Origin of the sequence: Pyruvatibacter mobilis (genome assembly GCF_012848855.1) — a bacterium.
GTDB lineage: Bacteria > Pseudomonadota > Alphaproteobacteria > CGMCC-115125 > CGMCC-115125 > Pyruvatibacter > Pyruvatibacter mobilis.
On sequence record NZ_CP051630.1, the window covers coordinates 2,545,457 to 2,562,388 of the forward strand.

The 16,932-nt window shown below is 59.0% G+C and carries 12 protein-coding genes and 1 pseudogene; 6 read left to right on the forward strand and 7 right to left on the reverse strand.

Annotated features, from left to right (window positions below):
* Positions 1-2 precede the first annotated feature (2 nt).
* From HG718_RS11815 to HG718_RS11830, 4 genes are read left to right on the forward strand one after another with little or no spacing between them, the layout of a single operon-like run.
* The gene (locus HG718_RS11815; protein ID WP_045694954.1) at positions 3-4,484 is read left to right on the forward strand and encodes an Eco57I restriction-modification methylase domain-containing protein; all 4,482 of its coding nucleotides are present in this window, start codon (positions 3-5) and stop codon (positions 4,482-4,484) included.
* 19 nt (positions 4,485-4,503) lie between these two features.
* Positions 4,504-6,444, forward strand: coding sequence for a coiled-coil domain-containing protein (locus tag HG718_RS11820; RefSeq protein ID WP_244617825.1), 1,941 nt, complete (start codon positions 4,504-4,506; stop codon positions 6,442-6,444).
* 47 nt (positions 6,445-6,491) lie between these two features.
* A complete protein-coding gene (locus tag HG718_RS11825; protein WP_170080208.1) occupies positions 6,492-8,282 on the forward strand; it encodes a DUF262 domain-containing protein in 1,791 nt (596 codons plus the stop codon).
* A complete protein-coding gene (locus HG718_RS11830) occupies positions 8,282-9,040 on the forward strand; it encodes an HNH endonuclease (protein WP_045694951.1) in 759 nt (252 codons plus the stop codon). Before HG718_RS11825 ends, HG718_RS11830 begins: the two co-directional genes overlap by 1 nt.
* 25 nt (positions 9,041-9,065) lie before the next feature.
* Here HG718_RS11830 and HG718_RS11835 read toward each other — a convergent pair whose 3' ends face one another.
* The 6 genes and pseudogenes from HG718_RS11835 to HG718_RS11855 all read right to left on the reverse strand — a co-directional run bounded on the left by HG718_RS11835 (position 9,066) and on the right by HG718_RS11855 (position 13,318).
* Entirely contained in the window at positions 9,066-10,850 is a 1,785-nt protein-coding gene (locus tag HG718_RS11835; protein WP_160589037.1) for a DUF3363 domain-containing protein, read from the reverse strand.
* Between the two features lie 355 nt (positions 10,851-11,205).
* Entirely contained in the window at positions 11,206-11,661 is a 456-nt protein-coding gene (locus HG718_RS11840) for a S26 family signal peptidase (RefSeq protein ID WP_045694967.1), read from the reverse strand.
* 41 nt (positions 11,662-11,702) lie between these two features.
* Positions 11,703-11,930 carry a helix-turn-helix transcriptional regulator gene (locus HG718_RS11845; protein WP_045694949.1) on the reverse strand — a complete coding sequence of 76 codons (228 nt, stop codon included), beginning with the start codon at positions 11,928-11,930 and terminating at the stop codon, positions 11,703-11,705.
* 74 nt (positions 11,931-12,004) lie between these two features.
* Positions 12,005-12,700: a DUF2285 domain-containing protein gene (locus tag HG718_RS11850; protein WP_160589038.1), complete on the reverse strand. Its 696-nt coding sequence runs from the start codon at positions 12,698-12,700 to the stop codon at positions 12,005-12,007.
* Positions 12,701-12,745: 45 nt separating this feature from the next.
* A pseudogene (locus HG718_RS15755) lies at positions 12,746-12,844 on the reverse strand (transcriptional regulator domain-containing protein); the annotation flags it as partial.
* 150 nt (positions 12,845-12,994) lie between these two features.
* Positions 12,995-13,318: a DUF736 domain-containing protein gene (locus HG718_RS11855; protein WP_045694945.1), complete on the reverse strand. Its 324-nt coding sequence runs from the start codon at positions 13,316-13,318 to the stop codon at positions 12,995-12,997.
* 361 nt (positions 13,319-13,679) lie between these two features.
* Here HG718_RS11855 and HG718_RS11860 point away from each other — a divergent pair, with 361 nt between their 5' ends.
* Both HG718_RS11860 and HG718_RS11865 read left to right on the forward strand, forming a co-directional pair.
* Positions 13,680-14,153 (forward strand): hypothetical protein, encoded by a 474-nt coding sequence (locus HG718_RS11860; RefSeq protein ID WP_160589039.1) that lies wholly within the window; start codon positions 13,680-13,682, stop codon positions 14,151-14,153.
* 51 nt (positions 14,154-14,204) lie between these two features.
* Positions 14,205-15,020: a hypothetical protein gene (locus HG718_RS11865; RefSeq protein ID WP_160589040.1), complete on the forward strand. Its 816-nt coding sequence runs from the start codon at positions 14,205-14,207 to the stop codon at positions 15,018-15,020.
* A 121-nt stretch (positions 15,021-15,141) separates the two neighbouring features.
* On the opposite strand, the gene HG718_RS11870 is transcribed toward HG718_RS11865, so the two are convergent.
* Positions 15,142-16,914: a ParB/RepB/Spo0J family partition protein gene (locus HG718_RS11870; RefSeq protein ID WP_045694940.1), complete on the reverse strand. Its 1,773-nt coding sequence runs from the start codon at positions 16,912-16,914 to the stop codon at positions 15,142-15,144.
* Positions 16,915-16,932: the final 18 nt, after the last annotated feature.

Genomic DNA, 16,932 nt, shown 5'->3' on the forward strand with positions numbered 1-16,932 from the left:
TCATGGCCCGTCGTCCTGTCACCGACCTTTCCGCCTGGCCATCGATCAGCCTCGAAGGCAATCTGATTGCGCCCGCCATGCTGGCGCGGATCGATGAACGCGCCGCGCCTGAACAGAGCCCGGAAGACTATAGCGTCCGCAAGGGTCTGACGCTTCGCGAGGAAATCTCCACCGCCTTCCGGGTCGGCCAGTCGCATTTCGATGCCTTCAGCAAGCTGAGCAATCCGTCTGCCGACGCAACGCGCCGCTTCATGAAGGCCTTCCTGAAAGAGACGTTTGGGTTTGATGATATCGAGGATGGCGGAGGGCTGATCGCGCTCTCTGCTGGTGGTCATCGCATTCCTGTCATCGTCGTGCCGCCGGATGAAGACCGGCTCGACCGGCGCAGCGCGACGCTCTCGGTCGAGCGCTCCCGCTCGCCTGCCTTTGCGTTGCAGGACTATCTCAACGACGAGGATGACGCGCTCTGGGGCCTCGCGACCAATGGCACTGTCATCCGCCTGATGCGGGACAACGCCTCTCTGACGCGCCCCGCATTCATAGAAGCCGACCTTGCCCAGATATTCACCAACGAAGACGCTGCGTCGTTCGGTCTGCTCTGGCTGCTCATTCATCGCAGCCGCTTCGGAAATACAGGTGCCCCCGCGACAGACTGTGCGCTGGAGCGCTGGCGGGAAACGGGCACGAAGGAAGGCGAGGTTGCGCGTGACCGGCTCGCGGCGCAGGTCAAACTCGCCCTCAACATTCTGGGTTCGGGCTTCCTTGAGGCCAATCCGGCGCTTGCGGCCAAGCTTAAGTCAGGCGAGCAAAACCTCACCGAGTGGTTCAACGAGTTGCTGCGTCTCGTCTACCGGCTGATCTTCCTGATGGTGGCCGAAGACCGAAACCTTCTGCACCCGGAGGTTTCCCGCGCCGAGGCCCGCAAGCTCTACGCCGATGGCTACAGCCTCGCCCATCTTCGCGCCCAGTGTTTTCGCGGGGCGACCTGGGATCGCCACCATGACCGCTATGAAGGGGTCAAGATCGTCTTCCGCTCACTGGCGGGCGGACAGGAAGCCCTGGCGCTGCCCGCGCTTGGCGGGCTCTTTGCGCCAAACATGCTGCCAAGCCTTGAAACGGCGAAGCTGCGTAACCGCGCCTTCATGGAGGCGCTCTATCGCCTGTCATGGCTGCAGGGCAAAACCGGCATGGCGCCGGTCAACTGGCGCGCCATGGAGACCGAGGAACTGGGGTCGGTCTATGAATCGCTGCTCGAACTCCAGCCCCAGCTCGGCGATGACGGCAAGTCGCTCGTCTTTGCCTCCGATGCGGCCGAGCAGAAGGGCAATCAGCGCAAGACCACCGGCTCCTACTACACGCCCGACAGCCTCGTGCAGGCGCTGCTCGATACCGCCCTCGATCCCGTCCTCGACAAGACAGAAGCCGAAGCGGACGACCCGGAAGCCGCGCTCCTCAGTCTGTCCGTCATCGACCCTGCCTGCGGCTCGGGTCACTTCCTGCTCGCGGCGGCAAGACGGATTGCGACGCGCGTCGCCCGTATCCGTGCGGATGGCACACCGGCGCAGGAGGATTTCCGTCATGCCCTCCGCGATGTCGCGCGGTCCTGCATCCACGGGGTGGATCGCAACCCGATGGCGGTGGAGCTGACCAAGGTCGCGCTCTGGATCGAGACCGTCGATCCCGGCCTGCCGCTGGGCTTCTTCGATGCGCAGATCCGCTGCGGCGATGCGCTGCTCGGCGTGTTTGATCTGGCCGTTCTGGAAGAGGGTATTCCGGATGCGGCCTACAAGCCGCTGACCGGCGATGATAAGGACGTCGCCAAATACTACCGCGAGAAGAACAAGCGCGAGGTGGCGGAGCGGGACCGGATCGCAACCGGCTTCGGCTTCAATCGCCAGCAGGATTTCATGCGCGAGTTTGCGCGCCTGCGCGCCATGCCGGAAGACACGGTGCGGCAGATCGAGGCAAAGGCCGAAAAGCTGCGTGGACTGACGGCGGAAGGCGCGACAGCCTGGACGCTGGAGACCGCCTGCGATCTCTATGTCTCGGCCTTCCTCCTGCCCAAAACAAAAGAAGACCCCCATGCTGGACCGGACGGCCTGCCGCGCCGGGGCACTGAAACTGTGCCGACCTCCGGCGCGATCTGGGAATGGCTGCGCGGGGTGCAACTGTTCGGCCCGCTTTTCGGCAGCAGCATCGACGCCGCCCGCAAGGCCCGCGCCTTCCACTGGCCGCTTGAGTTTCCGGATGTCATGGCGGGCGGCGGTTTTGATGTCGTGCTGGGGAATCCACCGTGGGAGCGGATCAAGCTACAGGAGCAGGAGTTCTTTGCGACACTGTCGCCCGAGATTGCAAGCGCAGCGAACAAAGCCGCGCGGGAAAAGCTGATCAAGGCGTTGGAGAAGGCCGAGCCGGGCACCCCCGATCGCACGCTGTTCGATGCCTTCACCATGGCCAAGCGTGAGGCTGAGGCGAGCAGCGAGTTCGCTCGCGTGCCGGGTGAGGATGGAGGGCGTTTCGCCCTGACCGGACGGGGCGACGTGAATACCTACGCGCTATTCGCGGAACTGTTCGCCAACCTTTCGCGGAAGCGCGCCGGGGTGATTGTACCAACTGGAATCGCCACGGATGCGACGACCGCGCCATTCTTTGCACATCTGGTTGAGGCTCAGCGACTTGCGCGGTTGATAGATTTCGAGAACTCAGCGCCGATTTTTTCAGGCGTCCACAGAAGCTTCAAGTTCACGCTTCTGACCTTGGGGCGAAAGGAAAAAGAAGCGGTCTTCGCATTTTTCCTGACCGATCCAAGCCAAATAATTGATGAGGCGAGAAACTTCTCACTCTCTGCGGAAACCATCGGAAAATTGAATCCGAATACAAAAACTGCGCCGGTTGTGAGGTCCCGGGCGGACGCCGAATTGATATCAAAATTCTACTCCGCAACAGATGTGTTTTTGAATGAGTCAAGCGGCCCGGATGGAAACCCATGGGAAGCTGCATTCTATACTCGAATATGGCATATGGCCGAAGACTCTGAGTGGTTTCGAACCGCTCATGATTTAGCTAATCTTGGCCTTGTCAAAGATGGGGCTGACTGGATTGATCCAGCCGACATCGGAAACCGTTATGTGCCGCTCTACGAGGCCAAGATGATGCACATCTACGATCATCGATGGTCGAGTTATGGCATGACCGACGATGCAGCGACGGAGTTGACGAAGGAACAGAAGGCAGACCCTGAGACTGATCCAATTCCACGATATTGGGTTCCACACTCAGAAGTTGCTACACGCCTTGAACGTCAGGGCTGGCGACGTGAGTGGCTATATGGATGGCGAAAAATTACGAACACCACGAATGAGCGAACCCTTATCTCAGCCGTCTTTCCACGTTCCGCGGCTGGCGATTCCCTGCCGCTCGCATTGTCAGCCGAAAGAACCGAACTGGTTCCGGGGCTAATCGCGAACCTTTCTTCTTTGCCATTGGACTATGCAGAGCGAAGAAAGCTCGGCGGCACGAATCTGACTTTCCAATACTTATTTCAACTGCCTGTATTCCCTCCGAACTTCTACACCGACCCCCGCCTCGCCTTCATCACCCCGCGCGTGCTGGAACTCACCTACACCTCTCACAGCCTCGCCCCCTTCGCCCGCGATCTGGGCCATGACGGCCCGCCCTTTGGCTGGGATGAGGACCGCCGCGCGGCCTTACGCGCCGATCTCGACGCCTTCTACGCCCGCGCCTACGGCCTGACCCGCGACGAGCTGCGCTACATTCTCGATCCCGCAGACGTCATGGGCGAGGACTACCCGTCCGAAACCTTCCGTGTCCTGATGGAAAAGGAAATCCGCCTCCACGGCGAATACCGCACCCGCCGCCTCGTCCTCGAAGCCTGGGACCGGATGGAAGCGAACGGCACCTTCGCCGAACTCGGCCTTGCCGACGGGGTCGCAACGCCTGCCCAACAACCCATCCAACTCCCGCCACTCGTTACCTTGCCGGATGGCGCATGGGCGCGTGCCGCGCCGTCTCCCCAGCATGATCCGACAGCCGCACTGGCTGCAATCCTGAAGTCGCTTGACGAGCCGACGCCCATTAGGACGGTGAGATTGGTTGCAGTTATGATGCTGGAGCCTCATCTTCTCACCCCGCTGCTCGCCACCGATCAGCAAGCGCAATGGCGCCGCCTCGTTGGCCCGGAAGCCGAACCCCATTCCGGAAATGTCATTGGCTTTGCTGCGCGGACCACACCGGGTTGGAATACCGCGCTTACAAACCATCGCGGCAATGGAAGACTGATTGAGGATCGCGCGGCAGGGACCTGGGCGGCTGGAGCGGGGCTTGAAGGTTTCGATACAGCAGGTTGGCCAGACGGTCGCGCGGAATTTGTTCTCACAGCTCTCAGCGCACTCGATATCGACGTCACAGTAAGCTCAGCACCTGATGAAGTGCGGGACTGGATCGCCAATGCCGCAGCCGGATGACCTCTTCCCAGAGCCGCCATTGAGCGTTGAGGTTCCAGCTGGCCTCACGCAACCGAGGCTTTGGGTGCGGCGTCTGAAGATCTGGGCCGAACCTGGCGGCGAAGTCATCCGTGATATCGAGCTTCGGCCCGGATTAAATATCATCTGGTCTCCGGACGGAGGTGATGATCCCGTTGGGTCCCAAGCCGGTATTGGCCACGGCAGCGGCAAGACACTGCTCTGTCGGCTGCTCCGCTACTGCCTCGGGGAGACCCGATTTGCCGATGAGGTGCAACGCGACGCAATCTCCACGGCGTTCCTGAATGGCGTTGTCGGCGCTGAAGTCATGCTGGACGGTATCTGCTGGGCCGTCGCCCGACCTCTCGGCGTTAACAGAAAACACTTTGCGATCGAGGGGGGTGACCTGGATACCGTTGCCTCGATGGAAGGTACCGCATCTGGTATCGAACCTTTACTGGACGCCATTGAGAACAACATCCTTGGGAACCAAACGGCCCAGCTCGCGCGGCTACCATCAGGGCAAAAAGCTTGGCCAGTGGCTCTGGCCTGGGCCTCACGGGATCAGGAGTGCCGGTTCAACAATGTACTCGAATGGCGGTCGCCTTCGTCGGAGTCGGACGCGCCACAACCCGCAAGCGGCGAAGCCAAAGGCCCCCGACTGCTCGCGCTACGCGCATTTGTTAACGCGATTACTGAAGACGAGCAGGCCGCACGAAGCCGCGAACAACAGACTGCCAGTGAGCTTGAGAATTCGAAGCGGCAGAAGTCCTTCCTGGAATGGGATCAACAACGCCGGATTGAGCGACTCATTCGTGATCTGGGATTGGACGGAGAGTCCCTTCCAGAGATGCCGTTGCTCATAGACTCCTTAAAGTCGGTTGCAGAAGAACGCCTTGCAGCTGCTGCGAAGTTGCCCGCGGGTGATAAGGGTGAGTTGGCTGCGGCCCGCCGTGATCTTCAGAACGCAAGCACCCAGCTGCGAGAACTCGAACTGAAACTCGAACGTCTGAATGCACAAAAGCCAGTCGAAGAGAAACTCCTGGCACAAATCAACAGCGCGCTACCAGGCCTTTCAGCTGCCGCTCAAACCGCCGCGACCCCTGTCTGCCCAATCTGTGAGGTGCCTATCGATAAGGTTCTCGCTGACGGCTGTAAACTGTCTCACAAACTGCATGACGAAGCTGAATGTCGAGCGCGCTGGGAAGCGCAACGTCGAGAGGCAAGTGATCAGCAAGCCAAGATCGATGGCCTGAGATCAGAGATCGAGGCTAGCAAGCCTCAAATCGCTATAGCGCAGCAGGCGAGGCAACAGGCGGAAGATAGGGTTCGTCGGCTCGAGCAGGCGGCTGATGCCCGAAACTCAACTTGGCGCTCTGCGACAAGATACGTCGATGACGTCCAGCGTTCCGCTGACCTGGTCGACGAACTGGAGAAAGCAAAAGTCGGTATCAGCGCTCTTGATGGCGACCTGCAGCGCGCGCGCGAACAGCTTCGGGGCTTCGAAGGTAAGCAGGCCAAAGCAATTCATGCGATATCTGAGAAATTCTCTGCGATAATCCGATTGCTACTCGGGGAAGAGGCGAAAGGCACCGTTCGTCTCACTGGCAAGGGTATCGACTTAACGGTTGACGTCGGAGGAGACCGCCGGACGGCTGCTATTCAATCGCTCAAGGTTCTTGCGTTCGACCTCGCTTGTCTCTGTCTAAGTATTGAGGGCCGAACGCGGATCCCCGCATTCTTCATCCATGACAGCCCACGCGAAGCAGATCTCGGTCAGACCATCTACGAAAGATATTTCCAGATACTGCTCGATATCGAAGAGCGACTTGCCGGTGCAGTATTTCAATATGTGATCACGACCACAACGAAGCCCCCAGTATCGCTCAATCAACTGCCGTGGCGTCGCGAGGTATTGCGAGGCGAGCCGGGCGATCAACGCTTGCTCCGGCGCAATTTGTAAAAAACGGAACTCAACCCATGCAAACTGGAATATTGTCAGTACAGAGATTGTTTGATCGCGAGGTACACTACGCCGTCCCGCTCTATCAGCGCCCTTATGTCTGGAACGAAGAAGAACAGTGGCGGCCACTATGGGATGATTTGTGCCCTCTCGCCGATATGGTCGCGCAAGGAAAAGAGGGGCGCGCTCACTTCCTGGGCGCGTCGGTACAGGAAGTGATCCCGGTTCCGGCTGGCACCACTGAAGTCCGCCGCGTTATTGACGGCCAACAGCGGATGACAACGCTTCAGATACTTCTAAAAGCATTTCGCGACGTTGCCGTTGCCTTGGGCCATCCAAACTATGGCGATGCCGTATTACCTCTCGTTCGAAACCGGGACCCACTGATCGTTGACAACGCCAAGAAGCAAAAACTTTGGCCAACTCGCGCCGATCAGTCAGACTATCAGCAAGTGATGGACGCGCATTCTCCTTCAGGGTTGTTGCTAGCACTTGGGAAGCCGGAACAGTCCTATCCTCTGGAAAATCACGCGATCGCTAACGCTTACCTGTTCTTTTACCGTGAGATCGTTTCCTGGGTCGAAGCCTCCGAGGGGAACATCGAGGAACGTCTGAAGGGACTATATGGCGCGATCCGCGACCGTCTGAGGCTCGTCGTGATAGATTTGGACGATAAGGACGACGCCCAGGCGATCTTCGAAACGCTGAATGCGCGAGGAGCTCCCTTATTGTCAGCGGACCTTGTGAAGAACTCTCTGCTGAGCGACTTGTCGCCTTCCGAGGCGGAGGACGCCTATCGGATGTACTGGCAGAGCTTTGATGCGAACGGTGCTTTCTGGCGCAAACTCATCGGCCGTGGCCACGCACAGAGAGCACGAATAGAGACCTTTCTGCAAAACGCATTGACGCTGATGACGGGCGAAGCGGTAAGTGCTGGTCACTTGTACAACGCATATCGTGATTTCGCTGCCACTGAAGAAGCAGGAAGCGCCAAGGATATGTTGGCCAGGTTCAAACGTCTGGGCGACATCTTTTACAAACTTCAACAACCTCAATATGATCGCCGTCTATCGGACTTCTTCTACCGCCTTGGCGTCCTAGACGTCGTGACTGCTTGGCCGTTTATTTTGGCTCTGTACGAGAAGTACGAGGACAGGCCAGCCACCGTCAAAAATGTACTCATCGATCTGGAGAGCTATCTGGTCCGTCGAATGGTATGTCGTTTGAGCACCAGAGGCTACGGCAGCGCATTTTCAAAACTGGCGGGCATCGTCAAAAGTGCAGATGCCGATATTCAAGCAGCTATTCGTGCGGAGTTGCTTGATGGTACAGCTGAAGTTGATCGCTTCCCGACAGACGAAGAGTTCGAACGAGCGTGGACTTCCAACCCTCTTTATCAAAACTTGACGCGCCCAAGGATCAGAATGCTTCTTGAGGCGATGGAGGAGGCCGCCCGTACTGGATTTGCGGAAACAGATAGGGCTCCGAGGAATCTGACGGTCGAGCACGTCATGCCGCAAGGCTGGCGCGAAAACTGGGCAGTGTTATCAAACGTTCGCGCAGACGAACGCGATGTGAGAATTCACACGATTGGAAATCTGACGTTGTTGAATGGTAAGTTCAACACATACCAGTCTAATCGACCATGGGACTGCGTAGGCGAAGACCTGTCAGCTCCGCAAAGTGTTGGAAAAAGAGAGAACCTAAAAAAGCACACAACCCTCGCGCTCAACCGGGAGCTTTGTGAAGAAGAAACGTGGACAGAGACCCAGATATCCGATCGGGCCAAAACCCTTTTTGATTATGCGAAAAGTATCTGGGCAAGACCGTCGGCATAATGAGTATCGTCGCGCCCCAATCCTTCGTCGTTTCAACCGAGTGCAGCAAGGCTGCCGAACAGAACGGTTTTCGTCGTCGACTTGGCGAAACAGACGGGTGGGCGGCGTTCCAGTCGACAACGGCGCAAGGGACAATCTGGCTCGCCGCCGAAGGGGCACCGGGGCCATGGTACTTGGCGCTGGATCATTCCGGTGTGATCGCTGAAGCAGGTCTTGCAACGGCGGCTGTGAATGGCCCGGGCAAAGCGCGTTTCAGGTTCGAGTCGCTCCGGGAACTCTATGCCGTGCTACCTCGTATCTATGCGCTCGCCGCAAGCCTTCCGGATGCGCCGCTTCGGGTTTTCGAGAAGGAGATTGAAGGCCTTCCCAGATCGACGGAAGCCGAGCGACTCGTCGTTCAGCGGATCGGACAGGGTGTGTTCCGCGAGAGCTTGCTGGAATACTGGGATGGGAAATGCCCTCTCACTGGGATCGATGATGCTGCCTTGCTGCGCGCCTCTCACATCATTCCCTGGAAAGACTGTGCGTCAGATGCTGAGCGCCTCGATGTGCACAACGGTCTTCTGCTTTCGGCGCTTTGGGACGCAGCCTTCGACAGAGGTCTGGTGACCTTCGATGACGGTGGAGAGCCTCAATACTCTTCGATCCTTGGATGGTCTGCGCGGGAAAATCTCAATTGGACAACGCCGATTGCGTTGACCCAAAGCCACACTGTCCGGCTGGCATGGCATAGGAGCAATGTCTTCGTTACCGGCTGAATGATGCTGGGTAGATTGGCGGGCCTCACCGCCCAATCCCCCTCGCACGGCCCACGCTCCAGTCGAGGCCGCCTGCGCGGGCTTTCACGCTGATTTCCGCGCCGCGATAGCGCTCCAGTTCAGGTCGCCAGGGGACGAGGGTAAATTCCTTCGCGCGCACCACCAGAGCGAACCGGCCCTGGGCAAGGTCCACGGGACGCTCATAGACACCGCTGATAGCCATGCCGTCTTCGAGTTTCAGGAATGCGCCTTTGCCTTCAATTCCATTAGCGGCGGATTTCAGTTCTTCGGCGGCGAGACGGTCCCTCATGCCGGGCTTCAATTGACCATCCTCTCCGAGCCAGCCTTCACGCTCCAGAAAGGCGCGCCTCGCGCTGAGCGCTGATGCGGTTTCCTGGCCAAACCCTTTGCCCGTCAGACTTCCGTGATCCACGCCGTCCAGCCAGACAGGTGCGTGCCGCTCGATCTGCGCTTCAACAGACAGCCAGGATTTCACCTCCAGCCGCACGCCGCCGGTGCGTGCGGTTTCGAAGCTTGCGGCCTTGGCCAGATAATCGGCACCAATCGCAAAACGACCGTCTGGATCACGGGTCACGAGGCCTGCCCGCCGCATAGCTTCGAGGCGGCGGATATGGGCAAGGCGATAGTCTGGCCGTGATGCGGGATCGAAAGCCTCGTGCGACGCTTCAGAATACATCCCTCCATTCAACGCGGCGATGCGGGCAATGGTCCTGTCGGAGGCGCGCGCGGCCCCGGCTGCGGGCGAAATCTCCACCACAGCATCTTTCGGCGGCACGGCGCCCGGCAGGGTCTCACCGAGGCTGACATGCCAGCGCTCGCCATCGAGGGCTTCGAGGATGAGATAGCGGCGATTGCGAGGTTCGTCCTCGGGGCCGTCGGTGACGACCCGTCCGACAACCGCGCGGGTATGTTCATGGCCCGGATCATAGACCCTGCCAGAGAGGCCGTCGCCTGTATTGAAGGCGGCGGCGATTTCACGGATGCGGTCACCGTCGCGGCCAATGGCCTGAAGCCGGTCCTTCCAGCCCTCTTCAAGCGCGAAGGCTCCATCGCCGCGCGCGGACGCAAGTCCCAGCCCTCGCAAATGCTTCAGCCTTCGCTGGATCAGCGCACGCTCAAACCGGCTCAGTTTCTTAAAGGCCTCAGGCCGTGTCATGTCGCCGTTTCGCGCAAGCCGTTCGATCTTCCTATCGAGCCGTGTCAGCCGGCCCGCTGTGACGTCGCGTTCCTGAGCGCGGGCAATCTCGAGATCGCGGCGGGGGCCGAGTTCATCTGACACGATCGCGCTGGCGCGCTCGCGAAGGCCCTCGGTCAGATAATCGCGGGCGATGACCAGATCGCGTCCCATCTGATCCTTGCCGCGCACGACGATATGGGTGTGGGGATGGCCGGTATTGTGGTGATCGACGGCGACCCAGTCGAGCCTTGTGCCGAGATCCTTTTCGGCCTGCGCCATCAGGGCGCGCACGGTCTCTTTCATGTCGCCGAGTTCTGAGGCGTCCTCGGGCGACACGATGAAGCGAAACTGATGGCGGTCAGCGGCGCTGCGCTCTTCGAACAGGGACCCGTCCATTCTGTTTGCGTCCCGGCCATAGAGTTCACCGCCTTCGCCGTCCCGGTCGACACCGTCGCGCTGGATGTATCGAAGATGGGCTCTGAAGGCGGCCTGGCCGAGGCCTTGCCCAGCGCGTGCTATGTGGAGTTTCACCACGACGCGCCGCATGCGAAATTTCGGGTGCGGCGTCTGGCGAAACTGGCTTGCCCGTCCCGCGCCGCTGCCACGGGCCATCTGAGCCCCGCTGAAAGCGGACTTGCCGGGCCTTGAAGACAGTCGCCGCGCGGCGCGTTTGAGCTCGGCCCTGAACCGCCTGCCGCCTGTGGCTCCAGCATCGCGCAGGCGCCCAAGGCGCGGGGTGAATTCATCCTCCCCGCTCATGGCGAAAACGCCTCTGGCGCCCTCTCAACCCCTTGTGATATATGGGTTTTTCTAAAAAGAGGGCGCCACAAGGTTTTGCAAGAGGCGCCAAAAAAATGATGTGCAGACAAGGGGTTAAGGGGCCGAGGGCGCCAACCCTTTAATCTTGCCCTCCGGGTCCGCACATCCATTCCTTGCCAATCCTTGCAAGCGCTTGCGAGATCGCCGGTCATCGCTGTTTCCACAGCAGGGTCGCCACACCCTCGAGATCGCTGTCCTGCATGATCCCGAAATAGCGCCCATCGAGGGATCGGGGATGCTCATTAAGGAGAAAAACCTCGCCGTCCTGGAGCACATGACAGCCCTGCCAGCGCGGTAAACTGAGGCCGCCGGGCGCGTGCAAAATCACTTCGGCAACTTGCGTCTGATTGATCAGGATGGTCTCGTTTTCGCGGCAGATTTCATCGCCGGGAAGCGCTGCAATCCGCTTCACCAATGGCCAGTCCGTGCCTGTAAATCCGTTTTCAGAAGTCCATCTTGCGGCCTCTGAGCTGGCAGAGACGACGGCCCACCCGTTCAGGGTGAGCGGGCCGTCGCTCCGCCAGTAGAGGCCAATAGGCGCGCTTTCCGTGCGGTTCCAGATGAGCCGGTTCTGATCGACCAGAACGCTTGCTGCACCCATCATCGCGATGGCGAGGCCCGTGAGGATAAGAGCCGATCTTCGCCTCACGGCCGCACCCGTGTCGCGCTATCCTTGAACTTTCTGCGCTCGGACCATTCGATGAGATCATCGATGTGATAGAAGACGAGTCCACCATGTTTGCGGTAGCTCGGCCCGCCTCCGATCCAGCGATAATGCTCAAGAGTTGAACGGGTCAGCCCGAGATAATCTGCGGCTTCCTGAGCGCGTAAGAACGGGCTCTTGCGCCCGCCATTTTCATGTGTGTCTGTCATTGTGATCTGTCCTTTCCGGTCGCTTCGGGACCGGGGAAAGATCAGCACAGCTTGCAAGATTTCAGGGGGATCGTTCAGCCGGTGGCGGCCAGCGATCCCCCTTCAGACCGGGCTGGAGTCATCAGATCGAGATAGCCGCCCTGCATCAGGGAGAGGCCTTTCTTGCGGAGCCTGCGCATGCGGTTTCGCACGCTCTCATCAGGCGATTTATAACGCTCGCTCCCATCCTCTTCGCCGTAAATCACCATCGCCGCGTCACGATGGGAGCCGCCTTCAAGGTGAACATCGAGGGCGATCAAGGCATCACGCAAGCCAAGGGCGGTGCTGGTCCATTGCGGGCCTGCAGGCGGCTCGGGAAGGAAGCCTTCATAGACCATTTTCAGCCTGCGAAGCGTCTCCACCTTCGCGTCAACGGGCCCGAAAAATCGCAGCATGAAACGCAAATCAACATCGCCCAGAAGCAAGCTGTCGCCCTCGCAGCGCAGCTGGATTGTGCGCTTGCAATAGACGATCCGAAGGTGCTGCGTGCCGTCATGATCGATGAAGAGCGACCGGCGACAGGTCAGCCGCGAAAGGTTGAACAGGCCCTCAAGGCAGCGATCCCGAAGGCTCGGTTCAACCGCGCGGACATCCACAGTGGTCACCCGATGATTGGCCTCTTCGGTCCAGAAGATCGGGGCATCGAGACAGCTGCGTCGGGGGCTGACGAAGAAGGAAAGACCAAAACGCGCCGCATCCGGTTCGGGCCTCGAGAGCTCAAGGATTTCCATGCCGCAGGGTCGGCTCGTTCGCGTCAAAGCGCCGTCGCAATGATCGGCATGCGCGTTTGCATAATCGGGCCAGCGGCGGGCGAATTCCCAGGCCCAGCTGCCCAGCGTCACGTTCTTGAGATAGGCGTAGTCGTCTGCATTCAAACGCTGAAAATCCTTGGGCCTTCTTCAATCTTCAAGAGCAAAATGCGTGCCAACACGCGGGCTAGGCGAGGAGCTGTTGGCATGAAAGCAAACACAAAAACCGCCCCGAAGGTGATCTCCGGAGCGGCTCATTGGCGATGGATCGGACCCCTAATCCCGCGGGTTCCAGAGGATCACGTGACGGCCCTTTTTGCCTTTCACGGGGGCGAGGTTCGCGTAAATCTTGCGCGGGCCGATCTGCGGGTCTGCGAGCGTGATCGAGACATATTCGCGGCCTGAAGCCTTGGCTTTGCGAAGCCACCCGCCGCCGATTTCGGTCGAGGTTTCGCCGGCGAAGATGCGGTAGTCGGGCTGTCCGTCGGCGGCTTTCTCCGCATTCTTCTCGATGCGGATGGCAGCCGAGAGGTTCATCATTGCAAGAGCGCCTTCGAAGCCGGTCTTGGTCTCAGAGACATATCCGAGTGCGTTGGCCATGGTGTGGTTCCTTTCGTTTCCATGTGTCTGAGAGGACCCCTTGTCCCCGTCGACGCCGGACCGAAAGGACGGCGCAGGGCGGGCCTGAACCGCTCGCGGGCGAAACGTAGTGGAGCACCGGACAGGCAAGAAAACTTGGTCCGCGAGGAGCCGCGCAGCGGCGGGGAAGTTTTCTTGAATGGCCGGTTTCAAGGCCCGACAGGCGTCGTCCAGGTCACACGGCATGAGACGGGAACAAGGGGTTCGGAGTGCATCAGGTGGAAACGGATGAAGCGGCGCTGGCCGACGTTCTGGATAGCTCGACGTAACACAAAAGGCGATGTAGCTTGATTGGGACCTAAAGTAATTCAATGGAATGCACATGCCAGATATTGAGCCTTCTCGAAAGCTCTCAGCAGATCAGGAAGAATACCGGATTTGCTCAAAGCCTTATGTCTTCTTTCGCTTGATCTTCGATAAGCACGGAGCAAGGCTTATGACCGCGACGGCGTCTGAAAACTGCGGCGGTTACAGGGCGTTCGAGGACCAAAAAACACTGACCGCCGCGACAGCTAGAGTTCTAGAAGATGCGGGGCTCCATCCCACACTTAAAGAGGATCACGCCCAACGATCCTACATCGAAACACCCATTCCACTTGATCGCGTTGACCGCGAAGAACTGGTTCATCTGGCATCAACCGTTCTGCTCACCCTGGGCATAACCGATGTTCAAGTCTTGGCTCTGGCGGAAATGCTTGCGCTATACGACAAATTTTCGGTTAGTGAGAATGATGAGGCGGTATATTTAAGTGACGGAATGTGGATTACCACAGATGGAAAAATAGTCGAGAAATAAGTAGGCTAGTTTATGGCAGTGTGCCGGTGGATTTAGGGGGAAATGATGTGGTTGGATAAGTTCATCAAGCGCAAGGTTCGTGACTACCACAAGGGAAAAGAATTGTTTGAGCAAGGGGTTCATGCTGCAAACAACGGCGATTTCAAAACAGCATTTACGTTCTACACCCAATCCATCGCGGAGCGTGGCGATCCTTCACCTTATCTGAATCGCGCCCGCATATTGTTCAAAAGGATCCGCTACTGGGAGGGACTCCAAGACCTTCTGGTGGCGAGAGACTTGGACTTGGAAAAAGACCGCCTATTCATTCGGGACGAGATCGATCAAGAGATTGTCTTCGCTGAAGCTATGACTGGGAACTATCGAAATGGCATCCGAGAAAAGCTCATAGCTGACTTCGACCGGAGAAGCGATGAGCATGATATCGCTATGCGAATTGTGGAGGTTTCATTTGGTCTTCCAGAAGGCAGTTGGGGCTTTGCGCTTGGTGCCAATCCGCTGTTTGAGTTCCATTTTTTCAATGAACTTGATAATATTAGGCTCTTCGATGAACTCGAAAACTACCCGACTGCAAGAGAGTATTTGCAACTCTATCCGGCTGATTTCATTCAGCAGAAGATCAGTGTGCCGATAGATGACGATGCTTACAAAAAGGCTGAGTTAATGCTGCACGGCTTCCTCTGTTCGTACGACCAAAAGCGAATGTGTCAGCTTCGCGAATACATCCTCTATCGTATGCACGACGCATTGCTCACTGCCGACTATGGCTCCACGGGATTGAGTTCAGAATGCCGTGGAGTGACGAAAGACGCCTACGAATACCTAATCAAAAACAAAACAATTCAACGCGGCGACTACGTTGGATGATTTGGCTTTCTCTTCATTAAGTGACTTTGGGATTGGCGCGCGTTCAGTAGCACGTCCAACTGTCAGCCGATTGCTGTCTCAGGACAAAATTGAAGAGCCGCCTGACGAGGAGACTGAAAGGTCAGGCGGCGTGTGGCTGATCGAAGGCTTGCGTCCCGGCTCCATCAATGTGTTCTCCGCGCTCGAACAGGCCCGCAATCCGTGCCCATGCGTCTGCGGGCGGTGAGCCTGCCCCCTCGACAAGGCGGGCTGGCGGCACCTGCATCCATGCGGGCCGCCAGTCGCGATTGGGCTCGCATCCATGGCCCATGATCCGGTTGCCGATGATGGCTTTCTGGACCTTGGCGGTGTCGCTGGCGCAGCTTTCCGCCAGCGATCTCGAGCCGATGTCAGCGACCATGGCATTGATTGCGCGCTTGTCGCGCAACAGGTCGAAGAAGGCCGCGTCCGGCTTCCAATGTTCGGATAAGTCCGTCTCGCAGACATGCAGTACGGCCTCGACAACCGGCCCGCCTGCTTCCAGCGTCTGCGCCATCGTAAAGGCCAGCACCTCCATGACTTCCTCGTCTGACATGGCCAGCAAGGCGGCGAAGATTTCGCTAAGGCGGTAGGCGTCTGTGTTGCGCCGCGCCTCGCCGCGCACGCCAAACGCCTCGAACAGGGCCGCGATGCGAGCACGCTTTTCTTCCATCTCTGCGGCGGCTTTCGAGCCTTGAAGGCTCGCGCGTGTCTCCTCCTTGCGGCTTGTGCATTCATGGGTGCGGACTTGCCAGAGCGCGCTGCCGGTCATGGCGTGGGCAACCATCAGGCGCAGCGCGATGGCAGGCTGGCCCGCAAGGCTTGCCGACGCTGCGCCATGACGATGCAGGAGAATGTATTCCGCCAGCGGGCCGGACATTTCCGGTTTGACGGGCGCGGCAGGCGCATCGTCATCGCCCTTCTTCGCCGTCTCCATCCGTCGCGCCTCGGCCTGTGAGACATAGCCCTCATGGAAGGTCACGGTGCCGTCATGGCGTAGCTCGACGTAGACCTTGCCACCTTGCTTCTTCGTACGCGTCTGGTGGTCCCAGCGATGGAAGAACGCCCCGCGCTCAAGGCAAATGACATCCTTCCAGCCGTCTGCAATGTAAGTCTCGATGCGCTGCGCCACGGCGGCTGACTGCGCCTTCCAGAAGGCGTCGGGATCGGCAAACACGCCATGCTCGCCGAACAGGTCGGCGGTGATCTGGCCGTCATAGTCGGCGATGTCGAACAGCGCCTTGTCGGTGGTGATGACCGCCCCGCCGGTGATCCAAGCCTTGCAGTTGCGGCCTCGCGGTGCGCGTTCGTCCTCGCTCTCGTAGAGCCGCAGCCATTCGGCCTGCTGGTCTGGCGTGGCGAGCGTCAGGGCGCGGATCGTCTCGCGGTCGATCTCGTCCTCGGCGTAGAGTTTTCGGATCGGGTCTGCGAGCGAGGCGAGCGCCAGAACGCGGCGCACCAGAAGGTCTGTGACGCCAAAAAAGGCGGCAATTTCGTCCACGCCTCGCCCTTCATCGTGCAGGCGCTTGAAGGCGGTGTATTGCTCCATTTCGGAGGCTGGCAGGCGTCCGACATTCTCGATGACAGAGGCGGCGATGGCGCTCGCGGCGTCGTTCTCGGCCATGATCGCGCAAGGCACAAGCGGGGTATCGCCCGTCTCTTTCTCGATCTCTTTGAGAGCGAAATAGCGCCGCCGTCCGGCGACGACGCCATAATGATCGCCCTCTTTGCGGACCAAGAGCGTCTGCCGGATTCCGCTCTCGCGGATGGACGGCAGGATGTCGGACACGTCCGGCTTCTTGCGGCTGTGGCGCATGTTGAGTTTTGAAATCCGAAGCTCGGACAGGGGGATGGTTTTGAGAATGGGCTGGGCCATGATCTGGCTCCTTGTTGA